Origin of the sequence: Bifidobacterium asteroides, from assembly GCF_003202695.1 — a bacterium.
GTDB classification, from domain to species: domain Bacteria; phylum Actinomycetota; class Actinomycetes; order Actinomycetales; family Bifidobacteriaceae; genus Bombiscardovia; species Bombiscardovia asteroides_G.
The window spans coordinates 47,525-73,171 of the sequence record NZ_QGLL01000008.1 but is presented as its reverse complement, the minus strand read 5'-3'; the positions used below and the strand labels follow the sequence as shown (position 1 = coordinate 73,171).

At 59.8% G+C, this 25,647-nt stretch carries 23 protein-coding genes and 1 riboswitch; of the genes, 11 read left to right on the top strand and 12 right to left on the bottom strand.

Annotation, left to right across the window (positions count from 1 at the left end; genetic code table 11):
* Positions 1-220 precede the first annotated feature (220 nt).
* The 7 genes from DKK75_RS05030 to DKK75_RS05000 are packed head-to-tail and all read right to left on the bottom strand — an operon-like array spanning position 221 to position 6,215.
* Positions 221-772 (bottom strand): DUF6466 family protein, encoded by a 552-nt coding sequence (locus DKK75_RS05030; protein ID WP_110452370.1) that lies wholly within the window; start codon positions 770-772, stop codon positions 221-223.
* Positions 769-1,797 carry a vWA domain-containing protein gene (locus DKK75_RS05025; RefSeq protein ID WP_110452369.1) on the bottom strand — a complete coding sequence of 343 codons (1,029 nt, stop codon included), beginning with the start codon at positions 1,795-1,797 and terminating at the stop codon, positions 769-771. The genes DKK75_RS05030 and DKK75_RS05025 overlap by 4 nt, the downstream gene beginning before the upstream one ends.
* Complete coding sequence (locus DKK75_RS05020; protein ID WP_110452368.1) at positions 1,794-2,870, bottom strand: vWA domain-containing protein; 1,077 nt, start codon at positions 2,868-2,870, stop codon at positions 1,794-1,796. Before DKK75_RS05020 ends, DKK75_RS05025 begins: the two co-directional genes overlap by 4 nt.
* Positions 2,867-3,400 (bottom strand): hypothetical protein, encoded by a 534-nt coding sequence (locus DKK75_RS05015; protein ID WP_110452367.1) that lies wholly within the window; start codon positions 3,398-3,400, stop codon positions 2,867-2,869. The genes DKK75_RS05020 and DKK75_RS05015 overlap by 4 nt, the downstream gene beginning before the upstream one ends.
* Positions 3,397-4,329, bottom strand: coding sequence for a DUF58 domain-containing protein (locus tag DKK75_RS05010; RefSeq protein WP_110452366.1), 933 nt, complete (start codon positions 4,327-4,329; stop codon positions 3,397-3,399). The genes DKK75_RS05015 and DKK75_RS05010 overlap by 4 nt, the downstream gene beginning before the upstream one ends.
* Entirely contained in the window at positions 4,326-5,381 is a 1,056-nt protein-coding gene (locus DKK75_RS05005) for an AAA family ATPase (protein WP_110452549.1), read from the bottom strand. The genes DKK75_RS05010 and DKK75_RS05005 overlap by 4 nt, the downstream gene beginning before the upstream one ends.
* Positions 5,382-5,426: 45 nt before the next feature.
* Complete coding sequence (locus DKK75_RS05000; RefSeq protein WP_258333165.1) at positions 5,427-6,215, bottom strand: uracil-DNA glycosylase; 789 nt, start codon at positions 6,213-6,215, stop codon at positions 5,427-5,429.
* Positions 6,216-6,365: 150 nt separating this feature from the next.
* Between DKK75_RS05000 and DKK75_RS04995 the strand changes: the two genes are divergently transcribed.
* From DKK75_RS04995 to groL, 3 genes are all read left to right on the top strand, one after another.
* Positions 6,366-7,010 (top strand): LytR C-terminal domain-containing protein, encoded by a 645-nt coding sequence (locus tag DKK75_RS04995; protein WP_110452365.1) that lies wholly within the window; start codon positions 6,366-6,368, stop codon positions 7,008-7,010.
* 168 nt (positions 7,011-7,178) lie between these two features.
* Positions 7,179-7,382: a cold-shock protein gene (locus DKK75_RS04990; protein ID WP_015022108.1), complete on the top strand. Its 204-nt coding sequence runs from the start codon at positions 7,179-7,181 to the stop codon at positions 7,380-7,382.
* Between the two features lie 302 nt (positions 7,383-7,684).
* Positions 7,685-9,304 (top strand): chaperonin GroEL, encoded by a 1,620-nt coding sequence (gene groL / locus DKK75_RS04985; RefSeq protein WP_110452364.1) that lies wholly within the window; start codon positions 7,685-7,687, stop codon positions 9,302-9,304.
* Between the two features lie 188 nt (positions 9,305-9,492).
* On the opposite strand, the gene DKK75_RS04980 is transcribed toward groL, so the two are convergent.
* Positions 9,493-9,786 carry a WXG100 family type VII secretion target gene (locus DKK75_RS04980; RefSeq protein WP_110452363.1) on the bottom strand — a complete coding sequence of 98 codons (294 nt, stop codon included), beginning with the start codon at positions 9,784-9,786 and terminating at the stop codon, positions 9,493-9,495.
* A gap of 261 nt (positions 9,787-10,047) precedes the next feature.
* Here DKK75_RS04980 and DKK75_RS04975 point away from each other — a divergent pair, with 261 nt between their 5' ends.
* The 6 genes from DKK75_RS04975 (at position 10,048) to DKK75_RS04950 (ending at position 17,636) form a co-directional block, all read left to right on the top strand.
* Positions 10,048-10,647: a TPM domain-containing protein gene (locus tag DKK75_RS04975; RefSeq protein ID WP_219997316.1), complete on the top strand. Its 600-nt coding sequence runs from the start codon at positions 10,048-10,050 to the stop codon at positions 10,645-10,647.
* A gap of 4 nt (positions 10,648-10,651) precedes the next feature.
* Positions 10,652-11,410 carry a response regulator transcription factor gene (locus DKK75_RS04970; protein WP_110452361.1) on the top strand — a complete coding sequence of 253 codons (759 nt, stop codon included), beginning with the start codon at positions 10,652-10,654 and terminating at the stop codon, positions 11,408-11,410.
* Between the two features lie 19 nt (positions 11,411-11,429).
* A complete protein-coding gene (locus DKK75_RS08340) occupies positions 11,430-13,319 on the top strand; it encodes a sensor histidine kinase (RefSeq protein ID WP_309146221.1) in 1,890 nt (629 codons plus the stop codon).
* Positions 13,320-13,441: 122 nt separating this feature from the next.
* A complete protein-coding gene (locus DKK75_RS04960; protein WP_110452359.1) occupies positions 13,442-13,831 on the top strand; it encodes a cold-shock protein in 390 nt (129 codons plus the stop codon).
* A gap of 67 nt (positions 13,832-13,898) precedes the next feature.
* Complete coding sequence (locus tag DKK75_RS04955; RefSeq protein ID WP_110452358.1) at positions 13,899-14,885, top strand: DUF3027 domain-containing protein; 987 nt, start codon at positions 13,899-13,901, stop codon at positions 14,883-14,885.
* A gap of 102 nt (positions 14,886-14,987) precedes the next feature.
* Positions 14,988-17,636 (top strand): ATP-dependent Clp protease ATP-binding subunit, encoded by a 2,649-nt coding sequence (locus DKK75_RS04950; protein ID WP_110452357.1) that lies wholly within the window; start codon positions 14,988-14,990, stop codon positions 17,634-17,636.
* Positions 17,637-18,056: 420 nt separating this feature from the next.
* On the opposite strand, the gene DKK75_RS04945 is transcribed toward DKK75_RS04950, so the two are convergent.
* The 4 genes from DKK75_RS04945 to DKK75_RS04930 form a co-directional block, all read right to left on the bottom strand.
* Entirely contained in the window at positions 18,057-20,525 is a 2,469-nt protein-coding gene (locus DKK75_RS04945; RefSeq protein ID WP_258333164.1) for an energy-coupling factor transporter ATPase, read from the bottom strand.
* Between the two features lie 21 nt (positions 20,526-20,546).
* The gene (locus DKK75_RS04940; protein ID WP_375315003.1) at positions 20,547-21,173 is read right to left on the bottom strand and encodes an ECF transporter S component; all 627 of its coding nucleotides are present in this window, start codon (positions 21,171-21,173) and stop codon (positions 20,547-20,549) included.
* Positions 21,158-21,292: riboswitch (FMN riboswitch) on the bottom strand. Its footprint overlaps the gene before it by 16 nt.
* 519 nt (positions 21,293-21,811) lie before the next feature.
* Positions 21,812-22,585, bottom strand: a complete 774-nt coding sequence (locus DKK75_RS04935) for a histidine phosphatase family protein (RefSeq protein ID WP_110452355.1) — start codon at positions 22,583-22,585, stop codon at positions 21,812-21,814.
* Between the two features lie 52 nt (positions 22,586-22,637).
* Entirely contained in the window at positions 22,638-23,417 is a 780-nt protein-coding gene (locus tag DKK75_RS04930) for a nitroreductase family protein (RefSeq protein ID WP_110452354.1), read from the bottom strand.
* A 193-nt stretch (positions 23,418-23,610) separates the two neighbouring features.
* Between DKK75_RS04930 and ppgK the strand changes: the two genes are divergently transcribed.
* Positions 23,611-24,381 carry a polyphosphate--glucose phosphotransferase gene (ppgK, locus tag DKK75_RS04925; protein ID WP_110452353.1) on the top strand — a complete coding sequence of 257 codons (771 nt, stop codon included), beginning with the start codon at positions 23,611-23,613 and terminating at the stop codon, positions 24,379-24,381.
* Positions 24,382-24,456: 75 nt separating this feature from the next.
* Positions 24,457-25,638 (top strand): pyridoxal phosphate-dependent aminotransferase, encoded by a 1,182-nt coding sequence (locus DKK75_RS04920; protein WP_110452352.1) that lies wholly within the window; start codon positions 24,457-24,459, stop codon positions 25,636-25,638.
* Positions 25,639-25,647: the final 9 nt, after the last annotated feature.

Here is a 25,647-nt window from a genome sequence, read left to right as displayed (position 1 = left end):
GACGAGGATGACCTATACATGTGTCAACTTCATCATGGCAGCCATCTTGCAACGATTCCCATGGAACTATGTGGTCGAATGATGTCCGCTCCAACTGGATGGGGATAAATTCACCATTAAGCCCGTAAGCGTGATAGCCGGGAGTCTTCGTCTGCCTAGGACGAATCCATGGGAAAAAGACACGGTGAAAAACTCATGCGAAAGGCTAATGCGCGGCCGGTCACCAGGGTTTGACGTTCTTCTTCTGCCCTATGTTGTCGTTCCCCGTTTCTGTCGGCGTGGGAGAGGCGGATGGTTCACTCTGTTGCTGGTTGCGCCTAAGCAAATCCTCCACCTCGGCCTCCTGCTGCTTGGTCAGCCCTGAGGAGGAACCCTTGCCGGACCCGTTCTGTCCATTCTGGCCCTGTTTGGCCTTCTGCTTCTTGAGCAGGCGCTCTGTGCGGCTGGTCAGTGCAGCATTGGCAGCGCGGTTGGCCTGGGCAGCTTGCCTGGTCTGTGGCAGAATCAGGGGTCCTGGTCGTTCGACCTGGGCGAAAAGCCGTTCGGCCTGCTCCTGCAGGGCTTTGATGGATGCCGGATCGGCCTGTGGGTTTTGAGCCTGCCGGACGTTGGTGCTCAGCATGCGCGTAGCCTCGTTATAGGTGGCGATGGCTTTGACGTTGATCAGGCCCCAGGTTCCGACCAGGGCTGCGATCAAAGCCAAGCCAGCCAGAATCAGGCGCGTCCGCAGGCCGTGTCCGCTTCTTGCGCCTTGCCTGGGCTTTCTACTCATAGCAGTCTCCTCGAAGTGCGAATCCAGAGCCCTGCCTCGGTCAGGATCAGGAGCAGCTCTACCAGTGCCAGCGGCCAGACCAGCGGGGTGACATGTAGGCGGACCTGGTCGACCGTGGTCATCCGGTAGCGTTTGGAGGCCGCAGCCGTAGCGCCCTCGCGCACGGTGGCCCCCTTGGCCAGGGCCTGGTAGTGGCCGCTCATCTCGTCGGCCATGGCCTTGAGGGTTTTCGCATCCATGGCAGAGATGCCCGGCTGGCCGGTCCTGGGGTCCGTCACCCAACCGTTAGCGTCACTGCCGCCGACATCGGAGCTCAGGGGCACCATGCCGCCTTTGGCTGAGCCGGTTCCCAGTATGAAGGCTTCGTCCAGCCCTTCCCTGAGGACGCTGAAGGATCGCCGCTCATCAGGCCCGGTTTGTTCGCCATCGCTGATCAGGTAGAGCAGGATTCGATCGTCAGGATGCCGGTCCTTGGTCTGTTTCAAGATCAGGCTCAGACGATTCAGCGGAGCATCTAGACTGGAGCCGGAAGATCGGGATGTGGGTTCTGTGGTCAGCCCCCTGGCCCAATTGTCCACAGCCCGCACATCGGGGGTCAGGGGCAGATCGACGCTGGCCGATGCGCCGAAGCTAATGGCGGAGAAGGAGGCATCCGGGTAGATGCTTGTCAGATCGTGGACGGCTGCCCGGGCTGCCTCCAGCCGGCTCATCCCTTCGTGATCGCCATATCCAGCATCCTTGACTGCCATGGATCCGGTCACGTCGACCGCAATGAAAACATCAGTGGCGTTTACTGCTTTATTGGTGGTTTTGCTGATCGTGCTGGGGGTCAGGACCATGAGGGCCAGGATCAGGACCATGGCGGTGCGCCGAGCCAAGGCCCAGCGATCAGCGTCCGTATCCTCGCGCTTGCGCAGTCCATGGATGACCAGCGCAGTGGCCAGGAGCAGCAGCAGGCCTGCCAGGAGGCCGCCGGCCATCCATCCCAAGGCAGGCTCGAAGGTCAGGGACTTGAGTATGTTCATCGCTTCAGCCTCCAGGCCAGGAGCAGATAACCCGACAGCGCCAGGGCCAGGGCCAGGGTCCACCAGCCGGGTGCATCCACCAGGCTGGACTGCTCCTGCTGGCGGGGTTCGGCTCCGTGTCGATACTCAATTTGGCGGACAAGCGCGTTGATGGAGTTCCCGTCTTGCCGTCGCAGGAAGACGCCGCCATGGGCCTCGATCAGCTGCTGCATCTGCTTAGTGCTCTCATCCTCGGTGCCCTGCTCAGGACCCGAATAAAGCCCATCCACCGCAATTCCGGCAGCAGCGGCAAGTTTGAGCGCTTCACCCAAGGTATATGTGGGTTTGCCGGAGACCACGTTATCGGTGGCCAGGACCAGCGAGCTCGATCGTTGGTTGATCCTTGTCGATCCGCTCTGGTCCTTGGGAGCGAATTGCGGCAAGAGCGCAGCGCAGCCCACCAGCCCGTCGCCGATCAAGGAAGTGGTGTCCCGGCGATTCTGCGTGCCTTCCAGCCAATCGCTGATGTCCTGATACTGCCGTCCGCTCATGGCGTCGATGCGGTCCTGAGACTGAACTCCGTCCAGGATCCGCCGCGCCTTGCTCAATTCGGCGGTGATCATGTCATAGTCGTCGGTTAGAGGGAAGACGGTGCGCGAGGTGGAGTTGAAGATGCTGAGAGCCATTCGTTCGCCCCGGAAGTTGCGGACCAGATCAAGGTAGGAGGCGATCACCTGCCGGTCGTAGGGCAGGGTGGAGCCGGACACATCCAGGCATAGGACGATATCGCGGTTATGACCTCGCTCCAATGTCCGATCTACCCGGGCCGGCCTTGCAGCAAGGCTCAGAGCCATCAGCAGGGCTAGACAGAGGAGGATTGCTGCGATGCGGTTCAACCCTCGCCAGCGTCGCAGGGCTTCGTGGCCATCCTCGGTATCCAAGTCGCTTTTCAAGGTCCAGACGCGGGCTCCCGTTTCCTGATTCGGCTTACGCCGATGCGCCATATGGCAAACCAGTAGGCCGAATACCAGGGACAGGACCAAAGCCAGAACCGGAAGCCAAGGCCACCTCCAGAACAGATTGCCTATGCTCATCGCGGCCACCGTTCAATGAGATCCCGTACCCAGTCGGCTGCCTGATTCACCGTGGCGTCGGTTCCTGCGCTGTCACGGGGAAGAGCGAATTCAGGGGGATAAAGGGCATCTATGGTCTGCCGAAGCAGGTCAAGGCCCTGACGGGTGCCCGGCGTGCGGGGCTGGGCCTTGATTTCAGCCAGAGTCTTGGCCTTCATGTCGCTGTTCCAGGAACGGGAGGCGAATCCACGAGCTATAGCGGCCAGCGCCGTCATGGCCTGGTCGCGGTTCATGCGGCCGTTGTCATACTGGTCCATCACTTGATCGATCCGCTGACGCCATGCATTGCGGGAGTCGAAGTTCGCCTGGACCGTATGCTCCCTCTGCTGATGACGGAACTTAGGCAGGACAAGGGCAGCCGTAGCCAGAGACAAGGTCGCTATGATGGCGATCGCCGTCAGTGTCAGCAGCCAGGCGGGCTGGGTCATAGCGGGCATGACCTTGGGTCGGCCATGATCAGACGCAAGATGAATCAGGACGACATCGCTCATGCCGCCATCACCGTCCGTTGTTCGGGGATGCCCGGTCGACCGGCTGAAAGCAGGCGGATGAACCTGTTGAACATGGCTGTGCTGGAGTCGGCCCGGATCAGTGAGGCCCCGATCCGGGATAGTTCCCTCTCAAATGCCTCGATCTGATAGCGCCTGTGCAGGTCCACGGCCTGCGTCCCATTCGCAGTGCGTAGGAAGGCCGGGATTTTCCGTGCGGTTGGGGCATCAGTTACTGAGCCCGTTGCGGGCTGCTGGCGCAGGGGATTCATGGTCTCCACTCCGATGAGATTCAAGGGGTGGGTGGTGGCCAACCGGCGGATGGTCGGCATCAGGTCAACGTTCAATGCTGACTGGTCAGTGGCGATGACCAGCATGGCTTGACGGTCCTGGATGCCGGCGGCATAGCCCAATAGGGCTTCAAGGTTGCGTGGCTGATCCAGCGGCGATTCCAGAGCTCGGTCCAGGGTCTGTTCGAATCGGGCAAAGCCGCCTTGGCAGGGTATGCGGCGAATAGCGGATGAATCGACCAGGACCAGGTCGACCTCATCGCTGCGGCGCAGGCAGAGGGATGCGAACATGCACAGGGCATTGGCGGCTACCTGAATGGCCTGTTCCCCATCCGGGCATGTTCCCGACATTTCGCGGCCGACATCCAGCAGCAGCCAGACCTTGCTGGTGACCAGGCGTTCGCGCTCCACCACCATGGGCCGACCCACCCGTGCGCTGGCATGCCAGTCGATCATGCGGGTTTCGTCTCCGAACTCATAGGCGCGTATGTCGGCACGCTCATCTCCGCCGCCGCGACGGCCAGAGGAGTGCTCGCCCTCCAACAGGCCCAAGGCCCTGCGTACCGTGGGAAGCCGGAGGCTGGTGTCCAAGGACTCGATCCGTCTGCGGACCGGGTCGCGATACGGGCGTCGACGGATCATGGAACTGGCACCATGTCGACGATCTGGTCGATGATATCGTCGCTGCTGATGCCGTCGGCCTGAGCCTCGAAGGTCATGAGGATCCGGTGGCGAAGCACCGAATGGGCCCAGTCTTTCAGGTCCTCGGGAATGACGTAATCCCTGCCTGTCAGCAGGGCTCTGGCCTGGCCGATGCGCACTAGGGCGATGGAGGCGCGCGGACTGGCTCCCAGCCTCACCTGCTCGGCTAGCCCTTGGATGGGCCGTGATCCTGCCCCCCGGCTGGTGGCTGCCAGATCGACTGCATATCGCATGATTGGCTGTGCTACGTGGACCTGCCGGGCCTTCTGCCTTAGAAAGTCCGCATCAGCGATGGTCAGGGCATCCCCATCGTCCTTTTCGGGCATGTCGGTGCCGCGGATGGTAAGCATCTGTAGCATTCGGGTCTCTTGGTCGGCATCAGGATAAGTCATGACTGCCTTGAGCATGAATCGGTCCATCTGGGCCTCAGGCAGATTGTAGGTGCCCTCCTCTTCGATGGGGTTCTGTGTGGCGATCACCATGAAAGGCCTAGGCAGGGCTATGCGCTCGCCGCCGATGGTGGTTGCGCCTTCGGCCATGGCCTCCAGCATGGCCGACTGGGTCTTGGCGTTGGAGCGGTTGATCTCGTCCAGCAGAACGAAGTTGGCGTGAATAGGGCCCAGCTGCGTGGAGAAGCGCTGTGTGGAGAAGTCGTATATTTGGGTGCCCACCAGATCCGAGGGCATCAGGTCGGGTGTGCACTGGATCCGCTTGAAGCTGCCGGATACCGAGGTGGCCAGGGTCTGGGCGGCAGTGGTCTTGGCCAGGCCGGGTACGGATTCGATCAGGATGTGTCCGGAGGCCACCAACGTCAGTATCAGGGCTTCGCGCAGGTTCTCCTGACCTACCAGAGTTCTTGAAAAGCGGGTCCGGATCCGGTCGGCCAACTGACGGCAACGTTGCAGGTCATCCTGATTGATTGGCGGAACCTGCCGGTCCCTGCCGAGCTGAACAGATGGAGGCTGACTGGGTTGAGGTGGGAATAATGCCATAGCAGACATGGTAACGGCATTTCCTGACGACTCAGCTGGCAGGACTCAGGTCAGGGACCAGTCCACCGGTTGGGCGCCCATGGCCTCCAGCGCTTGGTTGGCCTTAGAGAATGGGCGGGATCCGAAGAAGCCATACCGGGCCGATAGGGGACTGGGGTGCGGGGATTTGATGATGGCTGCGTTGGTCAGCAGAGGCTCTAGGCTCTGGGCTTGCCGTCCCCAAAGAATGGCCACCAAGGGCCGGATTCTGCCCTCCTGGTCACGTCTGTCGTTCAGAGCTCGGATGGCAGCGTCGGTGATCTCCTCCCAGCCTTTGTTCCGATGGCTGGCCGGCTTGCCCACTCGCACAGTCAGGCAGCGGTTGAGCAGCATGACCCCTCGCCTGGTCCAAGGCGTCAGATCGCCGTTGGAAGGCGTGGGCAGGCCCAAATCGGCGCTCAGCTCGGTGTAGATATTGCGCAGGGAACCGGGAATGGGGCTGACCGCAGGGTCCACGCAGAAGCTCAGGCCTACCGGATGGCCGGGCGTCGGATAGGGATCCTGGCCTACGATCAGGACCTTGATGGAGTCGAAGGGGATGGTAAAGGCGCGAAGAATGTTCTTGCTGGCCGGCAGATAGCGGTGACCCTGGGCCAACTCGGTTCTGAGGAAATCGCCCATCCGGTGAATGTTGGGTTCGACGGGCGCCAGAGCATGGGCCCAGCCCGGGTCCACCAGGGCGCTTAGGGGTTTGCGGCGGGTTCGGCCCTGGCCTCCTGCTATGGTCTGAGAGTTGGTAACCGTTTCGTTCGTCGGCGCGGGGGAGGTTGCGGCAATAGGCTGGCTGCTGTTCATAAGGTCACTATATCGCTTGGTGATATGGGCCGGTCAGGGCCGCCTCGGCCATTCCAGGGTTGGCGGAGGGCGTCGAACGGTCAGTTGAATGTTGACCCGGCGACCCATTACTTATAATGGTTCAGGATCCGGTGGAGCGGAGGAGAGTTCATGGCTAGCACGCACGACAATGAAACGCAGGCGCGCCCCCAGGTTCATGATGTGTTCGACAACCCTCCCAATGGGCCGGTCGGTGTGCATCGCGGGCCTCGTTCCCTGTCGGTCAGGGTTCTGCCCTACCTGCTGGTGGTTGTCTTGGCCGTGCTGTGCGGTCTGGGCGTATGGGCTGCGGTCAGCGGCTCCCTGCCTTGGCAGCAGACGCACACTGAGGCCTCCCGAGTTATCAGCAGCCATCTGCCAAAGAGGTCGACGTCCTCCTCTGCATCAAGCAGCGTGGCCCCTACTGACCAAGCCTCCCAAGAGCAGACGGATCAACCGTCCTCCCAGCCGCCTTCAGCAAGCGCTTCCAGCAGCAGTCCGGCTCCTGTGGTCAACCATGGCACGCAGGTCTCAATCATCAATGGAACGAGAATCACCGGGTATGCCGGCAAGAAGCGCCAGATTCTATCCAGTGCCGGTTACACTGCGGTCACAGCATCCAACCCGCAGGGTGCCCTGCCTGGCGTAAGCACAGTGCGCTACCGTGACGAGGCCGATAAGGCCACCGCACAAGAGGTGGCCAGCTTGTTGGGCATCGCCCAGGTGGAGCAGTCCTCAGTGGCCGCCACTCCGGTGGAAGCCATCCTCATGCGGTGAGGTTCGACGACCGGACGAGGAAGAAAATATGGCAGTGCAACATTCCGCATCTTGGCTCGACGTTTTGCAATTGCCCTCACGATGGGCCTAAACTGACCTTGCCGACCAGGCAGATGCGGTCAGTCTCGTATCTGTTGTGACGCGGCACCTATGTTAAGGAAGTTAGTTATGGCACAAGGCACTGTGAAATTCTTCAGCGCTGGCAAGGGTTACGGATTCATCAATCCCGACGATGGAGGCGAGGACGTGTTCGTGCACTACTCGGCTATTCAGTCCGATGGATTCAAGACCCTTGATGAGGGAGATAAGGTCGAATATCAGGTGGAGCAGGGCCCCAAGGGTCTGCAGGCAACCAAGGTCACCAAGCTCTGATTGTCGTCTTCTGTATTCGTCATGGGGACCCCGGGAATTCCGGGGTCCTTTTTTATGGCACTTTGCCCATATCCTGGTGCTTATCCAGGAATTTTAGGGCGTGAATCGTCTGCCGTCGCGGCTGATATGGCATGCAGCCTGCAGCGAATTTTTTCCTCAGGTTGGCACTCGGCTTCAGCGAGTGCTAATCTGCTGAATTAGCACTCGAGGTGCGGGAGTGATAACGCGACAGCTGACGGTCGAGTTCCGCTCCACGCCGACGGTGGGTCATGAAACCTCAAGCCATGACGGAGGAAGCAACAATGGCAAAAATTATCGAGTACGACGAGGAAGCTCGTCAGGGCATGCTTGCCGGCCTGGACAAGCTGGCCGACACGGTCAAGGTCACTCTGGGCCCCAAGGGTCGCAATGTGGTGCTGGACAAGTCCTATGGCGCACCGACCATCACCAACGACGGCGTCTCCATCGCCAAGGAGATCGACCTGGAGGATCCTTACGAGCGCATCGGCGCCGAGCTGGTCAAGGAAGTCGCCAAGAAGACTGACGACGTCGCGGGAGACGGCACCACCACTGCTACTGTGCTTGCCCAGGCCCTGGTGCATGAGGGTCTGAAGAACGTGGCCGCCGGGTCCAACCCCATCGCCCTGCGCCGTGGCATCGAGAAGGCCGCTGACGCCATCGTCAAGGAGCTCGTGGCCCAGTCCAAGGAAGTCGAGACCAAGGACCAGATTGCCGCCACCGCCACCATTTCTGCAGGCGACCCCGAGATCGGCAATGAGATCGCCGAGGCTCTGGACAAGGTCGGCCAGGATGGTGTGGTCACCGTTGAGGACAACAACCGCTTCGGACTTGACCTTGAGTTCACCGAGGGCATGCGCTTCGACAAGGGCTACATCGCTCCCTACTTCGTCACCAACAACGACGATCAGACTGCTGTTCTGGATGATCCTTACATTCTGCTGACCTCGGGCAAGGTTTCCAGCCAGCAGGACGTGGTCCACATTGCCGAGCTGGTCATGAAGACCGGCAAGCCGTTGCTGATCGTGGCTGAGGATGTGGACGGCGAGGCGCTGCCCACCCTGATCCTCAACAAGATTCGCGGCACCTTCAACTCCTGCGCCGTCAAGGCTCCTGGCTTCGGCGACCGCCGCAAGGCCATGCTGCAGGATATGGCCATCCTGACCGGCGCACAGGTGGTCTCTGATGAGCTCGGTCTCAAGCTGGACTCCATTGACATGAGCGTGCTGGGCACCGCCAAGAAAGTCATCGTCTCCAAGGACGAGACCACTATCGTCTCCGGTGGCGGTTCCAAGGACGAGGTCTCCGCCCGCGTGGGCCAGATCCGCACCGAGATCGAGAACACCGACTCCGACTACGACCGCGAGAAGCTGCAGGAGCGGCTGGCCAAGCTGGCCGGCGGTGTGGCCGTCATCAAGGTCGGCGCAGCCACCGAGGTCGAGGCCAAGGAGCGCAAGCATCGCATCGAGGACGCTGTTCGTAACGCCAAGGCCGCCATCGAAGAGGGGCTGCTGCCAGGAGGCGGCGTGGCTCTGGTTCAGGCCGCAGCCAAGGCTGAGAAGGATGTCAAGCTGGATGGCGACGAGTCCACTGGTGCATCCATCGTCTTCCGCGCCATCGAGGCCCCCATCAAGCAGATTGCCGAGAACAGCGGCGTCTCTGGTGACGTGGTCATCAACAAGGTCCGTTCGCTGCCTGCTGGCCAGGGATTCAACGCCGCCAACAACGAGTACCAGGACCTGCTGGAGGCCGGTGTGGCCGACCCCGTCAAGGTGACCCGTTCCGCGCTGCAGAACGCTGCCTCCATCGCCGGGCTCTTCCTGACCACCGAGGCTGTCGTGGCCAACAAGCCTGAGCCTCCGGCACCAGCTGCTGGCCAGCCTCAGGGCGATATGGGCTACTGATCCCTGATCCGGTCGGGTTTTCCGGCTGATTTGGTGGATCGCCAAGGACAGGGGCCTGCGCGCCGGACAATGGTGCGCAGGCCCCTGTTGGTGTTCTTCTGCTAGTGCGTCATTGGTTTTTCCGGATCTGGCATCCGTCCGACAATGGCGAACAGGCTGGAAGGTGAGTGCATTCATTGACCGGATGCTCAAGCTCCGGCGAAGAGGCGGGTAGCCTGGGCTTCCGTGTCCGCATAGAGAGCCGAAGCTTGGGTCAGGGCTGCCTGGATGCCCTCAAGCGCTTGTTCCATCTGGGCCTGAGACGTGCGCCACTGCTGGGCCACCGTAGCGAATTGGCTGGCCGCCGAACCCTGCCAGACGCTTTGGAGATTGTCCAGATTGGTGTACATTCCCGCCACGGCATCTCTGATGGCCCCTATCGAGCCGCTGACCGCGCCGGAGGCCGTCTGTATCTGATCCGAATCAACTTGGAACCGTGTCATGGTTTTCCTTTCCGTGAATGGCGGTGATGGTGGGGGAGTCCAATGCCGTCAACCGCTACTGTGGACACTATGACAGTGTTCACGCAGTTGCCCCGTCCGTGCGTCCATGTGGTCGAACCAGTTGCCCTCCACAAGACGAGCCCGGGCTGTCTTTTGGCCATGAGGCGGGTTCTGGCTGTCCTGCTCTCGATGGTTTTGATGGTCTGCGTTTTTGGACCGACCAAGGCTTTTGCCGATGAGCCTGAAACCGGGTCCGGAACCATGACTGACACAATCACCGATCCGCAGAATCTGCTGGGTTCGGACGTGGGATCCGTCAAGGATGCGATCAAGGAGACCGCAGAACAAACAGGAGTATCGGTCCGACTGCTCTACCTGCCGCATTTCTATCAGGGCGTCAAGCCGGAGACCTGGGCTTCCCGGGTGCTTGAGTCGACGAAGCCCGCAAATGACACGGTTATGCTGGCCGTGGCCTCTCAGGACGGTAAATTGGTGGTGGCGGTCTCCAGCAACTCTCAGGATTGGCTCAAGGACCAATCCAGTGTGGATCAGCTCTCGCAGTCTGCTCTGGAGCCGGTCACCAAGGGACGCAATCCCGACTGGGTGGGCTCAGCCAAGGCCATGATGACCCAGGTGGAGACCTTGGATCAAAACCACCGGCATCACCGTGTCATGATCATCGCCCTTTCAGTAACGGTTGTGGTCCTGGTCATTCTGGGCATAGCTGTGGCGATCTGGTGGCGTCGCAGCAGCCGAAGCGGGGCTCACCATCGCAAGTCTGGCTCTGTTAAGAGGACCTCTCGTCCAACAGAGGCGGTCAGCAAACTATCAGACAATACTCAGAAAGACACGGCAAGCTGAACACATGAGCAAACCGACGCAAGCACAACTGGTCGTGGTCGACGATGAACCGTCCATCAGGGATCTTCTGGTGGCTTCCCTGCACTTCGCAGGCTTTGCAGTCGAGACGGCGGCATCCGGCTCCGAGGCCATTCAGGTCATAGAACGCATCCAGCCGGACCTGATCGTCCTGGATGTCATGCTGCCTGACATCGATGGATTTACGGTCACTTCCCGTATCCGTCAGGAGGGAATCGATGCGCCGGTGCTCTTCCTGACCGCCAGGGACGACACCCAGGACAAGGTCATGGGGCTCACTGTGGGCGGTGACGATTACGTGACCAAACCCTTCAGTCTTGAGGAGGTTGTGGCAAGGATCAAGGCCATACTGCGCAGGACCCGCGAGCACCAGGAGGACGACCCGATCATCCGCGTGGGTGATTTGGAGATCAACGAGGATTCGCACGATGTCACCAGGGCCGGTCGACCCATCGACCTGAGCCCGACCGAATACAAGCTGTTGCGCTATCTGATGGACAATGAGGGTCGCGTGCTCAGCAAGGCCCAGATTCTGGACCATGTCTGGCAGTATGACTGGGGCGGCGATGCGGCCATCGTGGAATCCTACATCTCCTACCTGCGAAAGAAGGTCGATGGCATCACCGTCAGCGACGGCCATGGCGGGGAGCGCAAGGTTACTCCGCTGATCGAGACCAAACGGGGCATCGGCTACATGGTTCGGGCGCCAAGGCAGAACGCATCGGACGGCGGCGATGGCGACTAGCCCCAAGGAACCGACTCCCATGGCAGAACCTTCTGCGGCTCCTGACCCGAGGTCGGCTGACAGGTCCACGTCCTTCATGGGTTCGGACTCCGGCAAAGCAACAGGCTCCAGTAAGCCGAGTGGTCGGTCCATGCCTAGGTCGCCGCTGGCTGCCATTCCCCTGAGCACTAAACTTGTGGCCAGCATGCTCATCCTGCTCATCGTGGGCACGGTGGGCGTTTCCGTAGCCATCTGCCAGATGGCCGACGACTACCTGATGAAGCGCACGGACTCTCAGCTGATCCGCCAGGCCAACCTGGGCATCCGCAACGCCACCCTCCTGCGCCAGGAGGATCTGAGCAAGAACGGTCTGGGTCCTACCGACTACTTCCTGCAGATCCGTGACGACGACCTGCACATCATTTCGGACGATCTGAATCCCATGCAGGTCAACGGGGTCGTCTCCCGCCCTCGCCTGCCAGCCGACGGCAGCATGGGTTCGATACCCTTGGGACAGCCGACCACGGTACCGGCCTACGTGCGCGTCTCCCAACAGGCTTCGCCCGATCGCGACGCCATGAAGCGAGCCCGGGCCTCCTGGCGGGTGGTCGCCATGCAGTGGAAGATGCGCAATGAACTGGATGGTTCCGAAATCAGCGGCGTGCTTTTCATTGGCCTGTCCATGAGCGACCAGGATGAGGCCGTGCACGATCTGACGGCTTTCTGCATGGTCATCTCTGCCGTGGTGGTTCTTCTGGGCGGAATCATTTCGGTTCTGCTGATCCAGTCCACCCTTGTTCCGCTCAAACGCATCGAGAAGACGGCTGCAAAGATAGCTGCCGGTGACCTTTCCCAACGCATTCCCAACTTTCCAGAGAATACTGAGGTGGGTTCCCTTGCAGCATCCCTGAATGCCATGCTGGCGCGAATCGAGCATTCCTTCGATGAGCAGCGTCAGACCACCGAGAAGATGAAGCAGTTCGTTTCGGATGCCAGCCACGAGCTGCGCACCCCTCTGGCCGCCATCCACGGCTATGCAGAGCTCTACAGGATGCAGCGCGACTATCCAGGGGCTTTGGAGCGGGCCGACAGGTCCATTCAGCACATCGAGGACTCTTCCACCAGGATGACGGTCCTGGTTACGGATCTGCTTTCGCTTGCGCGCTTGGATGAGGGCAGGGGGATCGACCCGACCCTGCCGGTCGATCTGACTGGACTGGTGCGAGACGGGGTGGACGACTTGCATGCGCTTGACCTGGGCAGGCAGGTGGCTACAGGAAAAGTTTGCCTGCATACCGAGGATCAGCCTGTCTCCCAGGTGATGCAAGTCACGGCCAGCAAGGGACTGTCTGGTCGCAAGGGACGCAGCAAGGAGAAAATTACGGTAGGCGAGCACCTGGGTCCAGCGGTCAGCCTGGATATTCAGGAGGGTCCACTGCCCTCGGTGCAGGTGACTGGCGATCCCAACCGCCTGCGTCAGGTGATTACCAACATCGTGGGCAATATCCACCGCTACACTCCGTCTGATTCGCCGGTCCAAGTGGGATTGGGCCTTGTCAAGGCAACCATCGCTCCAGCGGACCTGACTGGGCTGGATGCCACTGGGTCCTCTCTGGCACGCCTGACCGAGGCGATTCAGGTGGCACAGAACAGCCATGTGGGCACCGACTATGCCATCATCCGTGTGGTCGACCACGGGCCCGGCGTCCCGGAGGAATCCAGGACCAGGCTCTTCGAGCGCTTCTACACCGCCGACCCGTCCAGGGCTCGGGAGAAGGGTGGCACTGGGCTAGGTCTGGCCATTGTCCAGTCCATTGTCAAGGCCCATCAGGGATTCATCTGTGCCTCGCAGACCCCGGGGGGCGGCTTGACCTTTACTATCGTCATACCCCAAGGCGTCAGCCATGATCAGGGGCGCGTTGAGGAATAGGCCAATATTGTCGCCAACCGTCCCGTACGCCTATGACAAGATGAGTCGTCCTGCCCGTCCCGGTCAGGTAAACTGTTCTCGGATATACCTGTTCAAGAAGCAACGTAAGGAAGTGGCAGAACATGCCCAGCGGGAGAGTACGGTGGTACGACGCCAAGCGCGGGTTCGGGTTCATCACAGATGAACAAGGTGGGGATGTCTTTATGCCCTCATCAGCCCTACCTGCCGGTGTATCCACCATACGCAAGGGATCCCGAGTTGAATTTTCGGTGGCCGAGGGTCGAAAGGGCCCGCAGGCCCTGGATCTGAAACTGGTGGGACCGACCCCCTCCATTCTGCGTGCCAAGCGACCTGATCCGGATGATATGGCCGCCATTGTGGAGGATCTGATCAAGCTGCTGGATTCGGCGGGCAATGGCCTGCGTCGGCACCACTATCCGGGTCGGGCTGAATCTGCCAAGCTGGCTACCCTGCTGAGGGCTGTGGCTGATGACTTTGACGTGCCGGACTGAGTGACAGCGAGAAGAATCCGACGTGGATCGGCCTGATCCGGTCCCACTGATGATGAAGGTGTGATAGATGGTTCAAGAGGACCTGGATCCTGAGGAACTGGCCAGACAAGTGGCTCTGAGCGTGGCTGCCGACAGTGATGAGGTCGGACAACTGGTCGGCCGCACCCTGATCGAGGATGGAGTCTGGGACTACCGGTTCGCCTCAGCCATCAAGGGCTACGAGGGCTGGCAGTGGTCGGTTACCCTCTACCATGACCAGGATGCCGATACCTGGACTGTGGATGAATCCTCGCTGGTCCCCACCGATGCGGCCCTGCAGCCACCGGCATGGGTTCCCTGGAAGGATCGTCTGCTGCCCTCGGACCTGAGCGTGACCGATGCCATGGGAACGAATCCTGACGACCCCAGACTGACAGCGGGATGCAAGCCTGTGCAGGCTAGGCCTCAGACTCCTGAAGATAATGAGGAAGGCCTGAACGAATCAGATTCGGTCCTTGGTGACGGGACTGAGCAGGAGACCGATGGCGCGGTCTTCCACCTGGTCAAACCTTCAGGTCAGGAGGAAGAATTGCATGAGCAGGATTCGAAGGATCAGGCTTCTGCAGATATGAAGACCTCTTCCGTCGACCTGGATGAGGCTGTTGACCGTTTCGCCCTGAGTCGTCGGCATCTGATGACCGTCGAGGCCAGGACCGCCACCGCCAAGCGCTGGTACGAGGGTCAGCACGGTCCCAAGTCCCTGTCGACCAGGACAGCCAAGGGCAAGGCCTGCGAGACCTGCGGCTTCATGATCCCCCTGGCAGGCGATCTGGGGACCATGTTCGGCGTGTGCGCCAATCGTTGGAGCCCGGATGACGGGCGCGTGGTTTCCCTGGATCACGGCTGCGGCGAGCATTCCGAGATCGAGCCCCAGGAGGAAACCCATCTCTGGGTCCAGTCGCAGCCGGCTTATGACGATCTTCATATTGATGTGGTCAGACAGCAGCCTCGCGATGAGCGTCCTGAGGTGGAACTCATGGAGCGGATCCAGTCAGAAGACGGCTCAGAGGAATGATTCCAAGGCCTTGTTGCGTTCAGAGCGCAATCACCGGCGGGCCGAGAATAAACGTCACCGTAAATCTGTAGAGTGAATTACGGATCAAAGGGAAGGACAAGTATGTTCGAACGGTTTACCGACCGTGCGCGGCGGGTGATTGTGCTGGCGCAGGAAGAGGCCCGCACCCTGCAGCACAATTACATCGGCACCGAGCACCTCCTCCTGGGCCTGATCAGGGAGGGTGACGGTGTTGCCGCCAAGGCCCTGGCCTCCAAGGGCGTAGAGCTGGATGCCACTCGTAAACAGGTTGAGGAGATGATCGGTAAGGGCAACGCGGTTCCCAATGGGCATATCCCATTTACGCCGCATGCTCGTCAGGTCCTGGAGCTGTCGCTGCGCGAGGCTCTTCAATTGGGCCACTCATATATTGGCACCGAGCACATCCTCCTCGGCCTCATCCGCGAGGGTGAGGGTGTCGGAACCCAGGTGCTGATCAAGATGGGCGTGGATCTCAGCGATCTGCGGACCGCCACGATTGATATGATTCGCGGCAACCATGAAGGCGGCGATGCCGGCAAGGGCGATCTGGCCAATGCAGGCAGCGTTTCCAACAAGAGCGGACAGACTGGTTCGGCCATCCTGGACCAGTTCGGCAGGAATCTGACTCAGGAAGCCGCTGAAGGCAAGCTGGACCCGGTCATCGGCCGCGCTAACGAGATTGAGCGGGTCATGGTCGTCCTGTCCAGGAGGACTAAGAATAACCCAGTGCTGATCGGCGAGCCTGGCGTAGGCAAGACCGCCGTGGTGGAGGGTCTGGCGCAGAAGATCCATGAAGGCGATGTGCCTGAGACGCTCAAAGGCAAGCAGGTCTACTCGCTGGATCTGGGCTCCATGGTGGCTGGTTCCCGCTACCGGGGCGACTTCGAGGAGCGTCTGAAAAAGGTCCTCAAGGAGATCAAGACCCGGGGCGACATCATTCTCTTCATCGATGAGATTCACACCATTGTCGGGGCTGGGTCAGCCGACGGTGCCTTGGGCGCCTCTGACATGCTCAAGCCGTTGCTGGCCCGTGGCGAGCTGCAGACCATCGGAGCGACCACTACCGACGAGTACCGCAAGTACATTGAGAAGGATGCGGCTCTGGAGCGGCGCTTCCAGCCCATTCAGGTCTCCGAGCCCACCATTGCCCAGACTATCGAGATTCTTAAGGGTCTGCGCGGACGCTATGAGCATCATCACCATGTGACTATCACCGACAAGGCCTTGCAGTCGGCCGCTGAGCTCTCTGCCCGCTACATTCAGGACAGAAACCTGCCTGACAAGGCCATCGACCTGATCGATGAGGCCGGTGCGCGCCTGCGCATCAAGCGTCTGACCGCGCCGCCGGAGCTCAAGGAGCTGGATGCCAAGGTGGATCGCATCTCCGCCCAGAAGGACCAGGCCATCAAGGACCAGGACTTCGAGAAGGCCGCTCAGCTGCGTGACAGCCAGGAGAAGCTGGAAGCCGAGCGCAAGGAGAAGGAGAAGGCCTGGCACGAGGGCGAGTCCGACGTCAAGATGGTTGTCGACGAGGACGTGATCGCTGAAGTGGTTTCCTCGACCACAGGCATTCCGGTCTTCAAGCTGACTCAGGCCGAGTCCAAGAAGCTCCTGGGCATGGAGAAGGAGCTGCACAAGCGGATCATCGGCCAGGATGAGGCTGTTTCCGCCCTGTCTCGTTCCATCCGCCGTACCCGTGTGGGCCTCAAGGATCCCAAGCGTCCCGCAGGTTCCTTCATCTTCGCTGGCCCCACTGGCGTTGGCAAGACAGAGCTGGCCAAGGCTCTGGCTCAGTTCCTCTTTGACGACGAGGATGCCCTGATCCGGGTGGATATGTCCGAGTTTTCGGAGAAGTACTCCACCTCTCGTCTCTTCGGCGCCCCTCCAGGGTACGTAGGATACGAAGAGGGTGGCGAGCTGACGGAGAAGGTCAGACGCAAGCCATTCTCCGTGGTGCTCTTCGATGAGATCGAGAAGGCTCACCCGGACATCTTCAACACCCTTCTGCAGGTGCTGGACGACGGTCATCTGACCGATGGGCAGGGTCGTACGGTGGACTTCAAAAACACCATCATCATCCTGACCACGAATCTGGGAACCCGCGACATCGCCAAGGCGGCCAATACCGGCTTCAATGTGAGCGGCAACACCGAGACCTCCTACCAGCGGATGAAGGACCAGGTGACCAGCGAGCTCAAGCAGCAGTTCAGGCCTGAGTTCCTGAACCGTTTGGATGACATCATCGTTTTCCAGCAGCTGACTGAGCCGCAGGTTCGTCAGATCGTCGACTTGGACATCGCTCAGCTTAACGATCGTCTCTTCGAGCGCCATATGTCCTTGGATCTGACCGACAAGGCCAAGGATCTGCTGGCTGAGAAGGGCTTCGATCCGCTCCTGGGCGCTCGGCCTTTGCGCCGCGTCATTCAGCGGGACATCGAGGATGCCGTCTCCGAGAAGATCCTCATGGGCGACCTCACGGATAACGAATCGATCCAGGTCGACGCCGAAGGCGAGGGCATCCTAGGCGAGTTTACTTTCACGGGCAAGCCCTTTGAGGGACCTAGGCATGCGGCCAGCTCTGCCGATGAACAGGAGCAGAAGCCTGAACTGGTCGGTGTCACAGTGGATTCTTCCGAAGCTGACCTTCCATCAGTAGGCGAGGTCGACAGCCAGAGCCAGGATGGCCAAGGGTCTGAGCAGCCCGGTCAGAGTCCGGCCGACAGCGACTGAGATACGGTAGGTGCCCTGTCGGTAATGCCTGACATGGTTGGCTGATGAGGGGCTGGAGCACATGAGCTGTGTTCCAGCCCCTCGTACTTTGTGCTGCCGAGAATTTGTGTTGATCTCTGCAGTGTCGTCCCTGAGAGATCGCCAGGAATTAGTGGTGTCCATTGACATCGTGATCTTGATATTTGTTTTTGCCCCACGAGTCCGCCGAGAGACTCGGCCATTTTCCTATGCCAGACATATGGCAGTGATGACACTGACAGCGACTGAACCTGGCGTTCCCAACTCAGCATTCATTGCACTTGTTCAGTCAAGTAGTCGATGATTCAGGCATTTGCGTAGCGCAGTACTTGGAATCGGCGTGGAAGAGTCTTGGATGATATTGATGATAACTGGTCTCAGTGCTTGACCCAACCGGACCTCTCAGAACAGGGGATGCAGCAGCAGGGCCAGCAGATAGAGGGACATGAGAGCGATGAACAGGATGTCCATCCTGCCCAATTGCAGCAGGCGGTAGTGGGTTCGTTGTTGACGGCTGCCCTCATAGCATCGGGCATCCAAGGCTCGGCTCAGGTTATCAGCGTGGCGCAAAGCTCCAGCAAAGACAGGGACCGTAATGGCTGTGGCCGCATGCAGGCGTTGCGAGAGTGATCCAGACTCGATGGATCCGCCACGGGCGGCCTGTGCTTCCGCAATGGCCTGAATCTCACGCCTCAGGGTCGGGATGAAGCGCAGAGCCAGTGAGAGCACCAGTGCAATCTCATTAGTGTGTATGCCCAGCCTGGACAGTGGGCTCAGCAGGGATTCACAGGCATCAGCCATCTGAGTCGGAGTGGTGGTCTCAACCAGGAGCGCCCCCAGAAAGATGATCAGCATGAAGCGGCAGGCATAGAGTACAGCTACCCAGATGCCGCCGGTGGTCAGCACGAATGGCCCCCAGACAGCTAGTCTGCGGCCGGTCTGAGTGACTAAAAGATTGAACAGGGCCAGCAGAAGCATGAGGACTAGAAAGCCCTTGACCGAGTTCATCATGGAACGCAGGGGGGCCCGAGCGGCGGCGAAGAGGCCCACCGTGACTACCAGCGCCAGAACAAGTTGTGTCGGCGTGGAGATGGCGAAGGCGGTGAACATCGCCAGAAGGAAGGTTACCAGTTTGGCTCGCGGGTCCAGTCTTGCCAGCAGGGAGACAGGTTTGTTGTCGGTCTGAGTGCGACCTGCTTCTTTCCTGGGCGTCTCCTTCCCTGTCGCTTCCTTCACTGTTCCGTCTGTTGCCAGCAGTTGGTGGTAGCGCTCCACTACATCAGCAGTAGACCCATAGGCCAGCGTTTCTCCATGCTCCAGGAGCAGGGTCTGGTCGGCTAGGTTCAAGGCTTCGCGATCGGCGTGGGTGCTCATGACGATAGTGACTCCGCGCTGATGGAGCACTCGAAGCAGTGTCATGATGCGCGCGCGGGCCTGGGGGTCGAGACTTGCAGTGACCTCGTCCAAAACCAGCAGTTGCGGGCTGCAGGCCACGACTCCGGCGATGGCCACTAGACGCCGCTGGCCTCCTGAGAGATCGAAGGGGGAGCGGTCGGCTAGATCAGCGATGCCCAGAAGTTTCATGGTTTCATCCACCCGCTGTTGCACCTGTTGGGGCTCGTAGCCTAGGTTGCGCGGACCATAGGCAATGTCTTGGGCAACAGTATCCGCAAAAAGCTGATGCTCGGGATATTGCATGACATAGCCGACCCTTTGACGAAGAAGCCTCAGATTCTGACGCCGCTGATGCTTGGCCTTGGGTCGGTCGGGTCCTGCCAGAGGCAGGCCGGCCACCTGGATGGAACCGCTGTCAGGAACAGCCAGGGCGCAGATGAGCCTGGCCAGGGTGGACTTGCCGGATCCATTGCGCCCGATGATGGCCAGAGTCTGTCCTGACGCCAGCTCCAGATTCACTTGGTTGAGAGTTTTTCTGCCAGCATCAGGAAAGCGGTAAGAGACATCCGAGAATTTGACCATGGAAATGGTGTGGTTGTCGACCGTGGTCTTTGCATCCGTTTTTGAAGCTCTGCTTTGGGTTAACGAATTTCGGTCCGGTTGACTGCGTCTTGCCAATGAGATGTCGTCAACAAGGGCGGGCAGGTCCTGTCTGTTCAGGATTTCATCTGGTCTTCCGAAGGCCAGGATGTGCCCATGGTCAAGCACCAGAACCCGATCGGCCTGCCTGGCCTGCTCAAGCAGATGGGTGATGTGGACGACGGCTGTCCCTTGGGCCGTAAGCCGGCAGAGGATTGATTGGATCTCTTGTCGGCCAGCTGCATCAAGCATGGCGCCAGGTTCGTCCAGCACCATCATGCTCGGATTCATGGCCAGGCTGCCGGCCAGGGCCAGGCGTTGCTGCTGTCCGCCTGACATGCGGGTGGGATCATCATTCATCCGCGTCTGCAGATCCACCTGCTTCAGGGCTGCTGGCACGCAGGAGAGCATCCTCTGGCGGGGCAGGCCCAGATTTTCGGGTCCAAAAGCCACGTCGTCCTGGACAACCGTGGTCACGATCTGGTCTTCGGGATTCTGAAAGACCATGCCGATGCTTCGCCGCACTTGCCGATAAGCCTCAGCATCGACCTGTCGGCCCTGATCCGGGGTGTCGGAGCAGACTGCCCGGCCCATAAGCTCAACCTGGCCGCGGTCGGGTGCCGTCGCACCCGAGAGGATGCTTCCCAGCGTGGATTTGCCGGAACCATTCGCTCCCAATATGCACAGATGCTCGCCAGCATGCACCTCCATGGACAGATTGTCCAAGGCCCAGGTCCGTCCTCCGTCATAAGAGAAGGAGACATGGCTGAGACGGGCGACCATTGCCGTCGAATCCGCCGAATCCGGGACTGCGGATTGGGTCATGGATGCTGCCATGACGTTCCGAACCTCCGTAGCCTACTTGTTGATCAGCCTGGAGATGGGCTTGTAGATCAGGAAGGTGACCACGCCGTGGATGGCGAACTTCATCAGGTTGAAGGGGAGCAGGGTCGGCACGATCATGGCGACCACTTTTGCCATTGACATGTGCGCGTAGAAGGGGGTGATCACCACGTTGCACAGGATGGCTGCGATCACGCCCAGAATGGCGCCGGAGACGATTCCGATGACTGCTCCCTTACGGCTATGTATCCTGCGGTAGACCAATGCTGCCGGCACGCTCAGGGCCAGGGCTACGATCATCGAGATCAGAGCGCCGAAGGGGTTGGTGAACAGGTGAGGGACGAACCCCAGTACGGAGATGATGGCGGCTGCCGCTGGACCGAAGGCGAAGCCGCATACCAGGACGACGATGCCTGAGGGGTCGTATTTGAGCCAAGGGGCGGCAGGAAAGATCGGGAAGGAAAAGAAGCTCAGAACCATGGCCAGGGCTACGAAGAGCGCGTAGACCGCAATCCGCTTGGTCGACCAGCGTCCTGAACCGCCTGCCCCTGTGGAGTGGACATCGTTGAAGCGCGTGTCCTTGTTTGCAGTGGTGTGCGAATGAGAATTGGGCATGCTCATAGAGGGCCTCGTTTCTTCCATCCGGACTGTAACCGTTGGCTTCGGACTTTGACCGATATCCACCGCTTGCGCGGGTCGCGGGCTCCCGGCATTCAGCCGGATACCGCCAGTAAGGACTTTCACCTTCCCTGAAACTGACGATTTCAATATAGCTGCGGTCCTTGGAATGGTCAATTCCCTCTCGCCGCCGGAGCATTTCCACGACATCCAGGAAGGAAATAAAACCGCCTTCCATGCAACTGCTGCAGCCTGTACAAATATTATGGTTGTCGAAGGTTCACAATGCTGCAAATGAGGCTGGAGCGCGGCAAGGATGCAAAACCATCTGCTGCCTGCAAATGAAGCTGCGCATCCGGCCTTGGCCAGGCAAACCAGCGATGAGGACGCTGTGACGGTGACGGATCCCAAGCGGAGGACTTGGAATGGATCGGAAGCATACTGTCCACCAGCTCTTTGCATGCAGCCGATGACCTGGTTCGCAAGTATTACGACGATCTCATGGTTTCCAGATACGCTCGCTCGCCGACGGGGAGAAGACGCTCAACCTTGAAATGAGGGATGGATTGGCGCCGGATAATGCACGTTCCCGACTGGAAGCCCGCAGAGCCCCTCAAGGGCTGGCCAGCCGGAGCAGTGCAGCGCGGCTGAAATGTCTTCTGCTACTTTTTCTGACTCCCTGTCCGGAAGTACTCCATGGAGCTTACCGGTCCCGCCAGGCGAAAGCCGTCATTCCCATAAACGACCTTGGTTACGGCGGTGTTGTCCATGTCAGGAATGGGGCAGTGGTCGTCGATGGCCACCAGGAACTGTTGCAGGCACATGCCAGAGGAGACTACCAGGACAGGCCCGCCGCCCTCTTCGATGGCAGACTGGGCGATGCGTGTCAGTGCGCTGATCATTCTGCTGCGGACCTGGGCCGTGGTCTCGGCCCGATCCTGTTCTTCCAGTCCTGCAGACAGGACGTCCTGGGCATCCAGCCGATGGAAGGCGTCCTGCATATGGATAGGGATATTCCTGCCGTAGGTTGCCTTGGCTGCAGCAAAGTCCTTGAATCCCATGGCGGCGCAGACTTGGTCCAGGGTGGTGCGTTCGTCCCGGCCCTCAAAACTGCCGAAATTGTCCTCGCGCAGATCCGGGTCCACGCCTACGCGCAGGTCCCCATTGCCGGATATGTCAAGGGCCAGGCGCGCTGTTTCATATTGGCGGTTCAGATTGCCGCTCCAGGCCGCACGGAAACGAATGGACCGCAGGCCCCGGCCGAACTGGCGCACATCCTCACGGCCCTGCCTGGTCAGAGGGAAATCGGACCAGCCCTGCATGAGATGCATGACATTGGCCGTAGTTCTGCCATGCCGGGTCAGATAAAGGGTTGTCGAACCTGCTTCGGTGCTGGGTTCGCAGGCAGATTGCGTTGATGATGCTCCATTGTTCATAGTTCATCACCCTACACGGCCCTCTTGCCGGGTCACCATGGTGCAACCATGGTTAGGACCTGATGAAGCGGCCTCCATCGCCCCAGGTCCAAGCGCCGCCTCCGGCCCCGATCTGGAAGTTCATTTTGGCTATGCCCAGATCGACTGCGGAGCCATAGACGATCGAGGGATCCAGAGTGGCGATCGCATCACCTGAGTCCTTGTCATAGGCGAAAAGGATTGGTTGTCCATTCATGGCCGAGGGTGCCTTGGCGGCGGCTGCAACGCCGGCTTTGAACCATTCCGGTGCATCCTGACGGTCTTGTGCGTTCATGGCTGAGGTCAGTTCCTCGTAGCTCTTGGATGTTCGATGCTCGCACTGACGTTGGCAAAGTGTGGCGAAGTCCTGGTTGCCGTAGCCGACCTGGTCGGCTGGATAGCCGATGGTAACTACCAGATAGAGCGACTGGCTGGGCGTAATCCGGCAGTGGCGCTCAGCTGCCTGACGATCCCAGCTGCCCGATACCCATCCTGTCCCCAACCCGTAGAGGGTGCCGGCGAGAACCATGCGTTCTCCGTAAAAGCCGGCTTTTTCCAGACTCTCCTTGCTGTCCTTGGGGCCGACCAGAGCCAAGTAATTTGCCGCATTGGCCAGATGCCCTGAGGCGTTGTCAGCTGCGAAGGCGTCAGGTTTGCCCCGGATCAGCTGTATGTCCAGACCGCTCAGCGTATTCAGCGCATTCAAGGTGCTGTCCAGCTGCCTGGCCAGGTCCGGATCGATGGGCTTGGGGTCGTACTCTCTGGTGGTGATGCGTACGTTGACTGCATCAATAAGCTGTGTATGTTCAGGCATAACTTCATTATCCCACTCAATTCTTCTTCCTGCAGTTTGCGTAGGGAGGCGATAGCGCGTATCGCAAGGCTGAGGAACGGCCCACCCTCGGGCCTGACTTATGCCGCTCCTAAGGGTTGCAGAGGCATGCCTTGGGGTACAATCGCTACCGTGCCGGTTCGGACCCTCATCTTTGATCAGCTAAGGAGCAGTAATGATTGAAACAGCGCAGGCTTTCGGAGTGGATATTGGCGGATCCGGCATTAAGGCTGCCCCTGTTGACCTGACGATCGGAGATTTTGCAGAGCCTCGCAAGAAGATTCTGACTCCGGAGCACTCCACGCCAGAGGCTGTGGGGGTTGTCGTCAAGGAGCTATTGGACCGTTTCGAAGTTGCTTCAGATGTGCCCGTGGGCATCGCCTTTCCGGCTCCTGTCAAGCCTGACAAGCCGCTCGATTTCATGGCCAACCTGGATCAGGCCTGGGTCGGCACCAATGTTCAGGAGGTCCTTTCCAAGGCCTGTGGCAGGCCTGTCAGCGTAGTCAACGACGCGGATGCAGCTGGTCTTGCCGAGGTGCAGTATGGAGCGGCCAAGGGGCAGAAGGGCCTGGTCATCGCCACTACGCTGGGCACCGGCATCGGCTCGGCTCTGATCTACAATGGCGTTCTGATTCCCAACAGCGAGCTGGGCCACTTGATGCTGGACGGCAAGGAGGCCGAGAAATACGCAGCCTCTTCGGTGCGTGACCGCAAGAAGCTGAGCTACAAGAAGTGGGCCAATCGCCTGACCAAGTACTACCGCCTGCTTGAGCACTACTTCAATCCTGATTTCTTCGTCGTTGGCGGCGGGGTCAGCCGGATGAGCGAGAAGTTCCTGCCTCATGTCGACATCAAGACTCCTATTGTGGCTGCCAAGCTGCGCAACCAGGCTGGCATCGTCGGCGCCGCCTATCTGGCCGACCTTCGGCAAAAGCATCTGGGGTGAAGCGCGGCTTTTTCTGCGACCATCCCGCATGTGGCGTTCGGGCGGCTGGTGAATCGGATGAGGAGCTGGAGAATCATGCATTTTTCTCACCGAACCGGGTCTGACCGCCCTAATCGTATTGCCTTGGCCGAGTCAGAGGCGCGAGCCTGTGGTCTCAGGCTGGACAAGCTGAACGACTCGAATCCCACTCGCTTCGGACTGGCTCCGTCATTCCTGCCCCAAGTCTATGAGGCTGAACCGAGAGGACCTCTTGCGGCCCGCCAGGCTCTGGCTGAGTTTCTGACCAGGCATCGGGGCTTGAACGAAAACAATCATGATGCAGCGGTTAATCCTGATGACCTCTACCTGCTCTCTTCCACATCCCAGGCGTATTCCTGGCTGATGAAGCTTCTCTGCGACCCAGGTGATGCCATTCTGGAGCCCAGGCCTGGTTACCCTTTGATTGAATCCATCGCCGGTCTGGAATGCGTTCGGACAATTCCGTACCGCCTGTCCTACGACGGGTCCTGGGTGCTTGACCTGGCCGCGGTCAGACAGGCCTTGGAAGGACCTGAAGGTGACCGTATCCGCGCTCTGGTCCTTATCAATCCCAACAACCCCACTGGCTCCTACGTTCATCCGGAAGAACGCCGGTCGCTGATGGAGCTCTGCCAGCGGCAGGGGGTGGCCATCATAGCGGACGAGGTCTTCTTCGACTATCCTCTGGACCCTCTGCCGGGCCGTGCGCGGCTGGCAGGAGAGGATCGGGTGCTGACCTTCGCTCTGGATGGGTTCTCGAAGAACCTGGCAGCTCCCCATGCCAAAGTGGGCTGGATCCAGGTTTCCGGGCCGTCGGACCAGGTTGCTGCTGCCAAGCGCCATCTTGATCTGATAGCCGATGATTACCTGCCCATGAGCCTTCTGATTACCAGAGATATGAAGGCCATGCTGTCTGATATTCCCGCTCAGACCAGTCGAGTAGGGGAGCGTGTCAGAGGCAACCTTGACATCCTTAGACAGGCATTGGGCCACAAGGATTCCTGCGTATCTCTACTCAGGCCTGAGGGCGGCTGGAATGTTCTGCTGCGCTTTCCCCAGGTCATTGACGAAGAGGAACTGATTCTTCGCCTGATTAGGTCCTATGGGTTGACTGGACAGCCAGGATACTTCTTCGACATGCCAGGCAACGGATACTTAGCCCTGTCTCTTCTGCCGGAATCCTTGGAATTCCGCCGAAATGTGGACTCGGTTGTCTCAGCAATTGAAAAAATTCTGTGATTGTAGCCC